Origin of the sequence: Burkholderia sp. IO2, from assembly GCF_029522185.1 — a bacterium.
GTDB classification, from domain to species: Bacteria; Pseudomonadota; Gammaproteobacteria; order Burkholderiales; family Burkholderiaceae; genus Burkholderia; species Burkholderia cenocepacia.
Genome location: NZ_JAKWFH010000098.1, coordinates 1 through 13,801 on the forward strand (window position 1 = coordinate 1; position 13,801 = coordinate 13,801).

Here is a 13,801-nt window from a genome sequence, read left to right on the forward strand (position 1 = left end):
GGTGCGGGCGCCGGATCGGCGGCAGGCTCGCGGCCATCGGCGCCGCGGCGCTCGCGTCGGCCGGCGCCGTGGCGCTGGCGCCCGAGGCCCCCGATGCGGCCGATGCGGCCGATGCCGCTTCGGCCGCGCTGGCCGCCGACGGCACGACCGGCTGCGGCAGTGCGGTGAAGCCGGCCGCGATCGTGGCCGGCTTGGATGTGTCGCCGACCACCGGCGCGCTCACCGGCTCAGTGGCCGACGCCGCGGCGGCCACGGCCGCGGCTTCGTTCTTCGGGTTCTGGCGCTCGACCAGGTAGTAGTCGAGCACGCGACGCGCGATCGGGCCGGCGGCCTGGGCGCCCCAGCCGCCGTTTTCGACGACCAGCGCGACGGCGATCTGCGGATGGTCGACCGGCGCATATGCGATGAACAGCGCGTGGTCGCGCAGGTGTTCGGCGAGCAGGTGGCCCTTGTAGTTCGAACCCTGCAGCGAGAACACCTGGGCGGTACCGGTCTTGCCGGCGGCGAGGTACGGCGCGCCGCGGAACACCTTGTACGCGGTGCCGGACGGGTTCTCGATCACGTTCTCCATCCCGCGCTTCACGACGTCGATGTCGGCCTGCTTGAGCGGGATCACCTCGCTTTCCTTCGGCACGGTCAGGTGGCGCGCGCGAGAGATCGGATCCTCGACTTCCTTCACGAGGTGAGGCTTCATCACGACGCCGTTGTTCGCGAGCGTCGCGGTTGCGTGCGCGAGCTGCAGGATCGTGAACGAGTTGTAGCCCTGGCCGATTCCGAGGCTGATCGTCTCGCCGTCGAACCACTTCTGCTGGGCGGCCTTCTTGAACGCCTTCTTCTTCCAGTCGGTCGACGGCAGGATCCCGCGCGCCTCGCCCTGGATGTCGATCCCGGTGATCTGGCCGAAGCCGAACGGCTTCATGAAGTTCGCGATCGCGTTCACGCCGAGGTCGCGCGCGAGCATGTAGAAGTAGGTGTCGTTCGACACCATGATCGCCTTGTTCATGTCGACCCAGCCCTGGCCCGAGCGCACGTCGTTGCGGAACGTGTGGCCGCCGAACGTGAAGTAGCCCGGGTCCTGGAAGCCCCAGCCCGGCGTGCGCTTGCCGAGCGTGAGGCCCGCGAGCGCCATGAACGGCTTGTAGGTCGAGCCGGGCGGGTAGGTGCCGTGCAGCGGGCGGTTCAGGAGCGGCTTGTCGGGCGAGTTGTTCAGCTCGTCCCAGGTCTGCTGGTCGATGCCGTCGACGAACGAGTTCGGGTCGAAGCTCGGCGACGACACGAACGCGAGCACGTCGCCCGTCTTCGGCTCGATCGCGACGAGCGCACCGCGCTTGCCGGCGAACGCCTGCTCGGCGACCTGCTGCAGCCCGATGTCGAGCGACAGCACGAGGTTGTTGCCGGGCGTCGCCTGCGTGCGCGACAGCGTGCGCACCGGCCGGCCGCCGGCCGTCACCTCGACTTCCTCGAAGCCGGTCAGCCCGTGCAGCTCGGTTTCGTAGCTCTGCTCGACGCCGATCTTGCCGATGTAGTCGGTGCCCTTGTAGTTGTTCGCGTCGCGGCGCGGGTCGTAGTGCTCCTGGTCGCTGTCGTTGTCGTCGCTCATCGCGTCGATGCGATCCTGGTCGCGCTTCGAGATCCGGCCGATATAGCCGATCACGTGCGCGGCCGTCATGCCGAGCGGGTACTGGCGGAACAGCCGCGCGCGCACGTCGACGCCGGGGAAGCGGAAACGCTGCGCGGTGAAGCGCGCGACTTCGGCATCGGTGAGCCGCGTGCGGATCGGCAGGCTCTCGAAGTTCTTCGAGTCTTCCTGCAGCTTCTTGAAGCGGCGGCGGTCGCGCGCGTCGATCGGGATGATCTCGGACAGCTTGTCGATCGTGTTGTCGAGCGTGTCGTCGAGCTTCGACGGCGTGATCTCGAGCGTGTACGCCGAGTAGTTCTTCGCGAGGATCACGCCGTTGCGGTCGGTGATGATCCCGCGGTTCGGCACGATCGGCGCGACCGAGATGCGGTTTTCCTCGGCCTGCAGCGCGTATTTGCCGTGCTGCATCAGCTGCAGATAGAAGAAGCGGCTCGCGAGCAGCCCGAAGCAGACGAACACGAACACGCCCGCCGCCGCGACGCGCAGGCGGAACTTCGAGAGCTGCTGTTGGGTGTCGTTGAATTCGGTCATTTAAGGGCAATCTGGGCCGCGCGCGGACGCGGGCGAGGTGCCGCCCCGGAGCGCGGCGCGCGGCGGGCGTGGGGGCGGCGGGTATTCAAGGTCGGTCCGGCTCAGATCGGGCGCGTATCGTCCGGGTCGACCGGGCGGCGTTGCGGCATCAGCAGCAGGTGGCTCGCGATCGGCCACAGCGCGGCTTCGACGAAACCGTCGACGAGGTAGCGCCAGCCGGGGAACGCGGCGCCCATCAGCAGGCGGATCACGAACGGCACGAGCTGCGCGACGACGAGCAGCGGCGTGACGTACAGCACCTGCACGCCGATCGGCATCCACAGCACGCGGCGGTGGATCGTGATCGCGCCGTACGACAGCAGCGTATAGGCGAGCGCATGCTCGCCGAGCAGCCCCGCGTCGTGCACGTCCATCAGGATGCCGAGTGCGAACGCGACGCCCATCCCGACCTTGCGCGGCTGGTGGATGTTCCAGAACAGCAGCACGAGCGCGACGAAGTCGGGCACGCCGGGCAGGCGGCCCCACGGCATCAGGTTCAGCAGGAACGCGGCGGCGAGGCTGAAGACGATGAAGTACGGATTGACCGGCTGCAGGATGTATTGCGGGCGGTTCATCGCTGGGCTCCTGATTGCCCGGCAGCGGGCTTCGCGGGCGCGGCGGCGGGCTTGGCCGGCGCGGCAGGGGCCGGCGCCGGGTTCGCACCGGCGGGCGGGGCCGCGGCGGACGGCTTCGCGTTCGCGTCGGCCTTGTCGGCTTTCTCGGCCTTCGCGGCGGCCTTGCCCTTCTTGCCCTTCGCGTTCTTCTCGGCCGCGGGATCGGGCTCGGCCGGGCGCGGCGGGATGTCGTTCCGGTAATGCAGCACGAGCATCTGGCGCGCGCCGCGCACGGCCGCGACCGGCGCACAGGTCACGCGGGCGAACGCGGTATCGGCGAGCTTGTCGACGCGCACGACCTTCGCGACCGGCAGGCCGGGTGGATAGACGCCGTCGAGGCCGCTCGTGACGAGTTCGTCGCCGGCGACGAGATCCGCGCTCGTCGGCACGAAGCGCAGGTCGAGCGAATCGCCCTTCGGCGTGCCGTAGATCACGCTGCGCAGGCCGGTGCGCAGCACCTGCACGGGAATCGCGAGATCGCGGTCGGTGACCAGCGTGATTTCGGATTGCAGCGGGAACACGCGCGTGACCTGCCCGATCACGCCGTCCTCGCTGACGACGGGCGAGCCGTCCTGGATGCCTTGCTGCGAGCCTTGCCCGACCACGATCTTCTGCGTGAACGGATCGCTCGTGTCGTACTGGATCTCGACCGGCGTCGATTGCGTCGCGATGTGCTGGCGCAGTTCGAGCACCGCGCGCAGGTGCGCGTTTTCCTGCGTGAGCACGGCGGCCTGGTTGGCCTGCGTGGACAGCTGCAGGTTGCGTTTGCGCAGATCGTCGTTCTCGTGGCGCAGCGCCGCGCCGGTGACGGCGAGGTCGGCCGCGCCCATGAACAGGTCGCGCGGCACGAGCGCCGCGCGTTGCAGCGGGTAGAGCACCGTGCCGAGCACGCCGCGCACGATTTCGAGCGTGCTGAAGCGCGCGTCCGACACGAGGAGCGCGATGGCGAGGGCGACGAAGAAGATGAGCCGCGCGAGCGCGGGCGGACCTTGCTTGAAGAGGGGCGGCGGACTGTATTCCATGGTCGGCGCCGGGCGCGTGTGATCGGTTAAATAATGCTCAGACGCGCAAACGGCGCGGCGGTTCGTTCTGAACGAGCGATCCGGCCACGCCGCGGGTGCGTCATATCAAACGGGACTGCCTAGGCGATCACTGGGCGATCACTCGTACGAGAAGATGCTGCCCAGCTTGTCCATGCGCTCGAGCGCCATGCCCGAACCGCGCACGACGCAGGTCAGCGGGTCTTCCGCGACGAGCACCGGCAGGCCGGTTTCTTCCGCGAGCAGGCGATCGAGGTCGCGCAGCAGCGCGCCGCCGCCCGTCAGCATCATCCCGCGTTCGGCGATGTCGGCGCCGAGTTCCGGCGGCGTCTGTTCGAGCGCGATCTTCACCGACGACACGATCTGGTTCAGCGGATCGGTCAGCGCTTCGAGGATTTCGTTGCTGGAGATCGTGAAGCTGCGCGGGATGCCTTCCGACAGGTTGCGGCCCTTCACTTCCATTTCCTTGACTTCGGAGCCCGGGAACGCGGAGCCGATTTCCTTCTTGATCGCCTCGGCGGTCTGCTCGCCGATCAGCATCCCGTAGTTGCGGCGGATGTAGTTGACGATCGCCTCGTCGAACTTGTCGCCGCCGACGCGCACCGAGCCTTTGTAGACGATGCCGCCGAGCGAGATCACGCCGACTTCGGTCGTGCCGCCGCCGATGTCGACGACCATCGAGCCGGTGGCTTCCGAGACCGGCAGGCCCGCGCCGATCGCCGCCGCCATCGGCTCCTCGATCAGGTAGACCTGCGACGCGCCGGCGCCGTGCGCGGCTTCCTTGATCGCGCGGCGCTCGACCTGGGTCGAGCCGCACGGCACGCAGATGATGATGCGCGGCGACGGCGAGAACATGCGCGACTCGTGGGCCGTCTTGATGAACTGCTTGATCATCTGCTCGGTGACGGTGAAGTCGGCGATCACGCCGTCCTTCATCGGGCGGATCGCCTCGATGTTGCCCGGCACCTTGCCGAGCATCTGCTTGGCTTCCTTGCCGACCGCCTGGATCGTCTTCTTGCCGTTGGGGCCGCCTTCCTGGCGGATCGACACGACGGACGGCTCATCGAGCACGATGCCCTTGCCGCGCATGTAGATCAGGGTGTTTGCGGTGCCGAGGTCGATCGCGAGATCGTTGGAGAAGTAGCTGCGCAAAAAACCGAACATTCAGAATCCTGTTTCGCTCTGGGCCGGCCCTGCATAGCGAGCGCTGAGGGCGGCAGCGGAAAAAATAACAGCCTCGGGAAGCGTGGCGGAAGCGGCCGCCGCGGCGCACGAAGCTGCGAGTGATGTCTACCGGGGATCGCACGAAGCACGCACGGCTTGCCGAAGTGGGGCGAAACGGTGCGGGAAAAGGCTGCCGGGTTTGGGTCGAACGCGTAATGATACCTTATAATTTCACGGTATTTGAATCGAAACGGGCGGTATTTTTGCCGCTTCGGCCCCGATTTTTGAGGGTGGGATCGCACCCTCCAACCCCCCGCCGCAGTGCTGCTTTCGATGCACTGCGCAGCCTTGTTTTTCCGGTGATCGCATGGCCCTGACCCTGACCGATGTGAAACGCATCGCGCACCTGGCGCGACTCGAAATGGCCGACGCCGACGCCGAGCACATGCTCGGCCAGCTCAATGAATTCTTCGGCCTCGTCGAGCAGATGCAGGCGGTCGACACCGCCGGCATCGCGCCGCTCGCCCACCCGATCGAACAGATCCAGGAAGTCGCGCAGCGCCTGCGCGACGACGCCGTGACGGAAGTCGTCAATCGCGACGACAACCAGCGTCCGGCGCCGGCCGTCCAGGACGGCCTCTATCTCGTGCCGAAGGTGATCGAGTAAGCATTCGATGACAAGCGCGCCGGCCGTCCAGCGCCGCGCGCGACCCAGAATTCCCAGGAAAACCACTCAATGCACGCAAAAAGCCTGACCGAACTGCGCGCCGCGCTCGCCGCCAAGGAATGCTCGGCCGTCGAGCTCGCGCAGCACTACCTGAAACGGATCGACGCCGCGCGCGACCTGAACGCGTTCGTCCACGTCGACGCCGACCTCACCCTCGCGCAGGCGAAAGCCGCCGACGCCGAACTCGCGCGCGGCGCGGGCGGCGCGCTGACCGGCCTGCCGATCGCGCACAAGGACGTGTTCGTCACGCGCGGCTGGCGCTCGACCGCCGGCTCGAAGATGCTCGCGAATTACGAGAGCCCGTTCGACGCGACCGTCGTCGCCCGCCTGCAGGCGGCCGGCATGGTCACGCTCGGCAAGACCAACATGGACGAGTTCGCGATGGGCTCGTCGAACGAGAATTCCGCGTTCGGCGCGGTGAAGAACCCGTGGGACACGAACGCGGTGCCGGGCGGCAGCTCGGGCGGCAGCTCGGCCGCCGTCGCCGCGCGCCTCGCGCCGGCCGCGACCGGCACCGACACTGGCGGCTCGATCCGCCAGCCCGCGTCGTTCGCGGGCGTGACGGGCATCAAGCCGACCTACGGCCGCGTGTCGCGCTACGGGATGATCGCGTTCGCGTCGTCGCTCGACCAGGGCGGCCCGATGGCGCAGAGCGCGTCCGACTGCGCGCTGCTGCTGAACGCGATGGCCGGCTTCGACGAGCGTGACTCGACGAGCCTCGAGCGCGACGACGAAGACTTCACGCGCCACCTCGGCCAGCCGTGGGCGGCCGGCAACGACGCGGGCAAGCCGCTCGCCGGCCTGCGCATCGGCTTGCCGAACGAGTATTTCGGCGCCGGCCTCGCCGACGACGTGCGCGCGACGATCGACGCGGCGCTCAAGCAATACGAAGCGCTCGGCGCGACGCTCGTGCCGGTGTCGCTGCCGAAGACGGAGCTGTCGATCCCCGTGTACTACGTGATCGCGCCGGCGGAAGCGTCGTCGAACCTGTCGCGCTTCGACGGCGTGCGTTTCGGCCACCGCGCCGCGCAGTACGGCGACCTGCTCGACATGTACAAGAAGTCGCGCGCCGAAGGCTTCGGGCCCGAAGTGAAGCGCCGGATCCTGGTCGGCACGTATGTGCTGTCGCACGGCTACTACGACGCGTACTACCTGCAGGCGCAGAAGATCCGCCGCATCATCGCGAACGATTTCCAGGAAGCGTTCAAGTCCTGCGACGTGATCATGGGCCCGGCGTCGCCGACGGTCGCATGGGATCTCGGCGCGAAGGGCGACGATCCGGTGCAGATGTATCTCGCGGATATCTACACGCTGTCGGTGAGCCTCGCCGGTCTGCCCGGCATGAGCGTGCCGTGCGGCTTCGGCGCGGGCGCGAACGCGCAGCGCCCGGTCGGCCTGCAGATCATCGGCAACTATTTCAACGAAGCCCGGATGCTGCAGGTCGCCGACGCGTTCCAGCGCGCGACCGATTGGCACAAGCAAGTTCCGGCAGGGGTGTAAGCACATGGCTACTCAGTGGGAAGTCGTTATCGGTCTCGAGACGCACGCGCAACTGTCGACCGTCTCGAAGATTTTCTCGGGCGCATCGACGCAGTTCGGCGCGGAGCCGAACACGCAGGCGTGCCCGGTCGACCTGGCGCTGCCGGGCGTGCTGCCGGTACTGAACCGCGGCGCGGTCGAGCGGGCGATCCGCTTCGGCCTCGCGATCGGCTCGACCATCGCGCCGCGCAGCATCTTCGCGCGCAAGAATTATTTCTACCCCGATCTGCCGAAGGGCTATCAGATCAGCCAGTACGAGATTCCGGTCGTGCAGGGCGGCCAGATCACGATCCAGGTGCCGGCCAACGAAAAGGCCGGCAAGGCTGCGTACGAGAAAACGGTCAACCTGACCCGCGCGCACCTCGAGGAAGATGCGGGCAAGTCGCTGCACGAAGACTTCGCCGGGATGACCGGGATCGACCTGAACCGCGCGGGCACGCCGCTGCTCGAGATCGTCACCGAGCCGGAAATGCGCAGCGCGGCCGAGGCCGTCGCGTACGCGAAGGCACTGCACGGGCTCGTCGTGTGGCTCGGCATCTGCGACGGCAACATGCAGGAAGGCTCGTTCCGCTGCGACGCGAACGTGTCGGTGCGCCCGGTCGGCCAGGAGAAGTTCGGCACGCGCGCGGAAATCAAGAACCTGAACTCGTTCCGGTTCCTCGAGGAAGCAATCAACTACGAAGTGCGTCGGCAGATCGAGCTGATCGAGGACGGCGGCGAAGTCGTGCAGGAAACGCGCCTCTACGATCCGGACAAGCGCGAGACGCGTTCGATGCGCAGCAAGGAAGACGCGCACGATTACCGCTACTTTCCCGATCCCGACCTGATGCCGCTCGTGATCGGCCAGGACTGGATCGAGCGCGTGCAGTCCGGCATGCCGGAACTGCCGGCCGCGATGCAGCAGCGCTTCGTCGACGAGTACGGCGTGTCCGCGTACGACGCGGGCGTGCTGACGTCGAGCAAGGCGATGGCCGCGTACTTCGAGGCGGTGGTCGCGAAGGCCGGCGCGGCGAATGCGAAGATCGCCGCGAACTGGCTGATGGGCGACGTGTCGTCGCAACTGAACCGCGACGGCATCGAGATCGACGCGATTCCCGTCTCGGCCGCGCAGCTCGCGCTGCTGCTGCAGCGCATCGCCGACGGCACGATCTCGAACAAGATCGCGAAGGAAATCTTCGCGACGATCTGGGACGAGAAGGCGACCGACGAAGGTGCGGCCGACCGCATCATCGACGCGAAGGGCCTGAAGCAGATCTCCGACACCGGCGCGCTGGAAGCGATCATCGACGAAGTGCTCGCGGCGAACGCGAAGTCGGTCGAGGAATTCCGCGCGGGTAAGGAAAAGGCGTTCAACGCGCTGATCGGCCAGGCGATGAAGGCGACCAAGGGCAAGGCCAATCCGCAGCAGGTCAACGAGCTGCTGAAGAAGAAGCTCGGCTGAGCATGCGCGCGCGCCTGAACCGCGCTTGACGACGGGCCGCTCCCGACCAGTTCGGGGCGGCCCGTCGCGTTTGGTGGATGCGTTATCGTATGCATCGCACCGTCCAACGGAGGAACGAATGGCGAAACAACCGTCGCTCGACGATTTCCGCGTGCCGTACAGCACGCGCGAGAAGGAAGCCGCCGCATTCAAGCTCGACGCGTTCGACCCGGCCGCGAAGCCGTTTTCGTCCGGCTCGAAGGAGGCCGACCGTGAACGGCTGTCGGTCGTGTCGACCGAGCTCGACGTGCAGCAGGAGCGCCTGCACACGCAGCAGAAGAAGCGCGTGCTGCTCGTGCTGCAGGGGATGGACACGAGCGGCAAGGACGGCACCGTGCGCGCGGTGTTTCGCGAGGTCGATCCGCTCGGCCTGCGCATCGTGCCCTTCAAGGCGCCAACGCCGATCGAGGCCGCGCACGACTTCCTGTGGCGCGTGCATGCGCAGGTGCCGGCGGCCGGCGAGCTCGCGATCTTCAACCGCAGCCACTACGAAGACGTGCTGGTGCCGCGCGTGCTCGGCGCGATCGGCGACAAGGAGTGCGAGCGCCGCTACCGGCAGATCCGCGATTTCGAGACGATGCTGTTCGAGAACGGCACGACCATCGTCAAGTGCTTCCTGCACATCTCGAAGGACGAGCAGCGCGCGCGGCTGCAGGCGCGCATCGACGATCCGACCAAGCACTGGAAATTCGACATCGCCGATCTCGACGCGCGCAAGCACTGGGACGCGTACCAGTCCGCGTACCGCGACGCGCTCGCCGCGACGTCGGCCGAGCATGCGCCGTGGTACGTGATCCCGGCGAATTCGAAGACGCACCGCAACGTGATGATCGCCGAGCTGCTGCTGCGCACGATGACCGACATGAAGCTGGAATTCCCGCCGCCGAAGCCCGAGCTCGAAGGCGTGAAGATCCGTTAAGCTGCCCCCTGTAAAAATATCGAACTGAACGGAACCCGACATGATGCGAGTGATCACCGCCAACCTGAACGGCATCCGCTCCGCCGCGAAGAAGGGCTTCTTCGACTGGCTCGGCGAACAGAACGCCGATTGCGTGTGCGTGCAGGAAATCAAGGTATCGGCCGACGACCTGCCGGCCGAATTCGTCGAGCCGCACGGCTTCAAGAGCTATTTCCACCACGCCGAGAAGAAGGGCTACAGCGGCGCGGGCGTGTACAGCCGCCGCGAGCCCGATGACGTGATCATCGGTTTCGGCAGCAGCGAATTCGATCCCGAGGGGCGCTACGTCGAGGTGCGCTACGGCAAGCTGTCGGTCGTCTCGGTGTACGTGCCGTCCGGCTCGAGCGGCGAGGAGCGCCAGCAGGCGAAGTACCGCTTCATGGCCGAATTCATGCCGCACCTCGCCGCGCTGAAGAAGAAGCGCGAGGTGATCCTGTGCGGCGACGTGAACATCGTCCACAAGGAAATCGACATCAAGAACTGGAAGAGCAACCAGAAGAACTCGGGCTGCCTGCCGGAAGAGCGCGAGTGGCTCACGAAGCTGTTCGACGACGTCGGCTACGTCGACGTGTTCCGCACGCTCGACCCGCGTCCCGAGCAGTACACGTGGTGGAGCAACCGCGGCCAGGCGTACGCGAAGAACGTCGGGTGGCGGATCGATTACCAGATCGCGACCCCGGGCGTGGCCGGGACCGCGAAAAGCACGTCGATCTTCAAGGACATCAAGTTCAGCGACCATGCGCCGCTGACGGTCGACTACGACTACCAGAAGTGATGGCCGGCGGCTGCGCCGCGCGCGCAGCCGCCGGGCCATTCATCCCGGTCGCCGGATGCAAAACGGGCCGCCTGTTCCGACAGGCGGCCCGTTTCCCTTGGGGCGGCGCTTACTGCTTGAGCGACGCCATGTCGATCACGAACCGGTACTTCACGTCGCTCTTCAGCATCCGCTCGTAGGCCGTGTTGATCTGCTGCATCGGAATCGTCTCGATATCGGACGTGATCCCGTGTTCCGCGCAGAAATCGAGCATTTCCTGCGTTTCGGCGATCCCGCCGATCAGCGAACCCGCGAGGCGGCGGCGCTTGAAGATCAGGTTGAACACCTGCGGCGACGGATGGTCGTGCTCCGGCGCGCCGACGAGCGTCATCGTGCCGTCGCGCTTGAGCAGGTGCAGGAACGGATTCAGGTCGTGCTGCGCGGCGACCGTGTTCAGGATGAAGTCGAAACTGTTCAGGTGCGCGTTCATCTGCGCTTCGTCCTTCGAGATCACGACTTCGTGCGCGCCGAGCCGCTTGCCGTCGTCGATCTTCGACGGCGACGTCGTGAACAGCACGACGTGCGCACCCATCGCGCGCGCCAGCTTCACACCCATGTGGCCGAGGCCGCCGAGACCGACGATGCCGACCTTCTTGCCGGGGCCGACGTTCCACTGCCGCAGCGGCGAGTAGGTCGTGATCCCCGCGCACAGCAGCGGCGCCGCGCCGGCCGGGTCGAGCGTGTCCGGCACGCGCAGCACGAACGCCTCGTCGACGACGAGCTGCGTCGAATAGCCGCCGTACGTGATGTCGCCCGTCACGCGGTCCTGGCCGTTGTAGGTGCCGACGAAGCCGTTTTCGCAATACTGCTCGAGGCCTTCTTCGCAGCTCGCGCAGGTGCGGCACGAATCGACGAGACAGCCGACGCCGACCAGCTCGCCGACCTTGAAGCGCGACACCTGCGGGCCGGTCGCGGTCACGCGGCCGACGATTTCATGGCCCGGTACGACCGGGTAGATCGTGTTGCGCCATTCGTTGCGCGCCTGGTGAAGGTCCGAGTGGCAGACGCCGCAGTAGAGGACGTCGATCTGGACGTCGAGGTCGCGCAGCGCGCGACGCTGGAATTCGAACGGGGCGAGCGGCGACTGCGCATCGGTCGCCGCGTAGGCATAGGTCGTACTCATGCAAGGGCTCCTTGTCCGGAAAACATCCGGCGAAACAGACTGCCGTCGCATCATGTGGCGATGCGGCGAGACAGGACGTCATCGTAAGGAGCGCGGCGCCGCGGCGAAATACATGAAGGTCTGGAAGATTTGCCTATTCCTCTCGAATTGCCCGCAAACAGCCGTCAAAATGCGTCCAAGGTGCTACATTGCGAGCCAGATTCTCTTGCCGGACAGGGCCGTACCGATGAGCTTCCAACCCCTTTTGGCCGACGCGGGCGAGCGCCTGCAGCGCCGCATGATCGAGCTGCACACGCGCCTCGCGCCGAACGAGGGCGACACGCTCGCGGCGCTCGACGGCGTGCGCTTCATCCGTGTGACCCATCCGGCGCCGCGCATGCCGGTGCTGTACGAGCCGAGCATCATCGTCGTGTGCCAGGGGCGCAAGCTCGGCTATCTCGGCGACCGCTCGTTCGTGTACGACGCGCAGCAGTATCTGGTGCTGTCGGTGCCGCTGCCGTTCGAATGCGAGACCTTCGCGAGCATGGACGAGCCGTTTCTCGCGATCTCGATCCGCGTCGATCTCGCGGTGATCGCCGAACTCGCGATCCTGCTCGACGAGACGCTCGGCGCGGCGGTCAGCGAGCCGCTCGGCGTCTATTCGACGCCGCTCGACGCGCCGTTGGCCGATGCCGTCGTGCGCCTGCTCGAAGCGCTCGCGTCGCCGCACGACACACGGGTGCTGGGGCCGGCGATCATGCGCGAGATCGCGTATCGCGTGCTGACTGGCGAGCAGGGCGACGCGATGCGCGCGGCGCTCGTGCAGCAGCATCATTTCGGTCGCATCGCGAAGGCGTTGCGGCGCATCCATGCGGAGCTGAAGGCCGATCTCGACGTCGAGACGCTCGCCCGCGAAGCCGGGATGAGCCTCGCGGTGTTTCACGCGCAGTTCAAGCACGTGACGGCGACGTCGCCGATGCAGTACGTGAAAACCGCGCGGCTGCACCAGGCGCGGCTGATGATGGTGCGCGACGGGCTGGGCGCCGGCGCGGCGGCCGCGCGGGTGGGCTATGCGAGCGCGTCGCAGTTCAGCCGCGAGTTCAAGCGGCTGTTCGGCCGCAGCCCGGGAGACGAAGTGCGCTGGATGCGCGACAGCGGGGTGCGCCCGGCCATGGCCGACGCGGACGCGTAGCGTCCCGGCGCCGCGCGGCGGTTCAGCGCCGCACGATCTTGCGCCGCTGCGCGCTGATGCCCGCGTAGTCGGGCAGCGATTCGACGCGCTTGCCCGTTGCCTTCGCGTACAGCGGCATCAGGTCCGGCAGCCGGTTCAGCAGGTCCTGGCGGCGCGCGCTGCTGTACGGATGCGTGTAGATGAAGCCCGACGCCTTGTTCGCGCGGGTCGCGACCGCGAGCTTGTCCCACAGCGTGATCGCCGCGCGCGGATCGAAGCCCGCGCGGGCGGCGATGTCGCCGCCGATCACGTCGGCCTCGGTTTCGTCGGTCGGGTCGTAGTGGAGCGATTGCAGGCGCTCGCCGAGGTTCAGCGCCTGCGGCAGCGGATCGCCGACGCCGAACAGCGGCGGCAGCGCGGCCGCGCGCAGCGACGTCTGCGAGGTCACGCTGAAGTTGCTGCGCGCGTGTTCGCGCAGCGCATGCGCGATGCCGTGCGCGAGCAGCACGCCGAGCTCGTCGTCGTTCAGGCGCACCCGATCGAGCATGCCGCCGTACACGAGCACCTTGCCGCCCGGCAGGCAGGTCAGGCGGATGTCGCGCGAGCGGATCGCGTTCACGTCCCAGGCCCAGCTTTTCACGCGGTCGTTCCACTTCACCGAATACGGCGCGAGCTTCGCGACGATCGCGCGCAGCCGCTTCACGCGCGGCTGGTTCGCGCTCAGCAGCCGGTTGCTGTCGGCGGCCGCCTGGACGATCTGTGCGTATTCGTTCGCGGTGAGCTGTTCGAGCAGCGGCGACGGGATCAGCGTGCGGAATGCGATCGCGTTGCCGTAGCGGACCTGCTGCGGCGTCGGCGTATAGGCCTTCGCGGGCGCCGCGGCGCCGGTCGGCTGCGCGCCTTCCGCGATGGACGGCGCGGCGGGCGCGGCCGCCGTCGCAGGCGCGGGCGGCGTCGCCGGCGCGGAGCCCGCCGCGGTCGCG

The 13,801-nt window shown here is 67.5% G+C and carries 12 protein-coding genes; 6 read left to right on the forward strand and 6 right to left on the reverse strand.

All coding sequences use genetic code 11. The annotated features are described in order from the left end of the window. From mrdA to MMB92_RS33835, 4 genes are all read right to left on the reverse strand, one after another. Positions 1–2,170: penicillin-binding protein 2 (gene mrdA, locus MMB92_RS33820; RefSeq protein ID WP_277563231.1), on the reverse strand; the 2,170-nt coding region annotated here is incomplete at its 3' end. Between the two features lie 101 nt (positions 2,171–2,271). Further along, the gene (gene mreD / locus MMB92_RS33825; RefSeq protein ID WP_006482567.1) at positions 2,272–2,784 is read right to left on the reverse strand and encodes a rod shape-determining protein MreD; all 513 of its coding nucleotides are present in this window, start codon (positions 2,782–2,784) and stop codon (positions 2,272–2,274) included. Next, complete coding sequence (gene mreC, locus MMB92_RS33830; RefSeq protein WP_058901907.1) at positions 2,781–3,845, reverse strand: rod shape-determining protein MreC; 1,065 nt, start codon at positions 3,843–3,845, stop codon at positions 2,781–2,783. The genes mreD and mreC overlap by 4 nt, the downstream gene beginning before the upstream one ends. 138 nt (positions 3,846–3,983) lie before the next feature. Further along, positions 3,984–5,027 (reverse strand): rod shape-determining protein, encoded by a 1,044-nt coding sequence (locus MMB92_RS33835; protein WP_004189550.1) that lies wholly within the window; start codon positions 5,025–5,027, stop codon positions 3,984–3,986. Between the two features lie 367 nt (positions 5,028–5,394). On the opposite strand from MMB92_RS33835, the gene gatC reads away from it, so the two are divergent. The 5 genes from gatC to MMB92_RS33860 all read left to right on the forward strand — a co-directional run bounded on the left by gatC (position 5,395) and on the right by MMB92_RS33860 (position 10,506). After that, entirely contained in the window at positions 5,395–5,694 is a 300-nt protein-coding gene (gene gatC / locus MMB92_RS33840) for an Asp-tRNA(Asn)/Glu-tRNA(Gln) amidotransferase subunit GatC (protein ID WP_006477478.1), read from the forward strand. 69 nt (positions 5,695–5,763) lie between these two features. Beyond that, complete coding sequence (gatA, locus tag MMB92_RS33845) at positions 5,764–7,254, forward strand: Asp-tRNA(Asn)/Glu-tRNA(Gln) amidotransferase subunit GatA (protein ID WP_006494379.1); 1,491 nt, start codon at positions 5,764–5,766, stop codon at positions 7,252–7,254. A gap of 4 nt (positions 7,255–7,258) precedes the next feature. After that, positions 7,259–8,734: an Asp-tRNA(Asn)/Glu-tRNA(Gln) amidotransferase subunit GatB gene (gene gatB, locus MMB92_RS33850; RefSeq protein WP_006482505.1), complete on the forward strand. Its 1,476-nt coding sequence runs from the start codon at positions 7,259–7,261 to the stop codon at positions 8,732–8,734. Between the two features lie 118 nt (positions 8,735–8,852). Continuing rightward, positions 8,853–9,692 carry a polyphosphate kinase 2 family protein gene (locus MMB92_RS33855; RefSeq protein ID WP_034201226.1) on the forward strand — a complete coding sequence of 280 codons (840 nt, stop codon included), beginning with the start codon at positions 8,853–8,855 and terminating at the stop codon, positions 9,690–9,692. 40 nt (positions 9,693–9,732) lie between these two features. Further along, positions 9,733–10,506, forward strand: a complete 774-nt coding sequence (locus MMB92_RS33860) for an exodeoxyribonuclease III (protein ID WP_212247839.1) — start codon at positions 9,733–9,735, stop codon at positions 10,504–10,506. 109 nt (positions 10,507–10,615) lie between these two features. Here MMB92_RS33860 and MMB92_RS33865 read toward each other — a convergent pair whose 3' ends face one another. Beyond that, on the reverse strand, positions 10,616–11,668 hold the full coding sequence (locus MMB92_RS33865) for an NAD(P)-dependent alcohol dehydrogenase (protein WP_277563232.1): 1,053 nt from the start codon (positions 11,666–11,668) through the stop codon (positions 10,616–10,618). A gap of 226 nt (positions 11,669–11,894) precedes the next feature. On the opposite strand from MMB92_RS33865, the gene MMB92_RS33870 reads away from it, so the two are divergent. Beyond that, positions 11,895–12,839, forward strand: a complete 945-nt coding sequence (locus MMB92_RS33870; protein ID WP_034201228.1) for an AraC family transcriptional regulator — start codon at positions 11,895–11,897, stop codon at positions 12,837–12,839. A gap of 22 nt (positions 12,840–12,861) precedes the next feature. Here MMB92_RS33870 and MMB92_RS33875 read toward each other — a convergent pair. After that, the coding region (locus MMB92_RS33875; protein WP_277563233.1) for a M48 family metallopeptidase at positions 12,862–13,801 on the reverse strand (940 nt) is incomplete at its 5' end.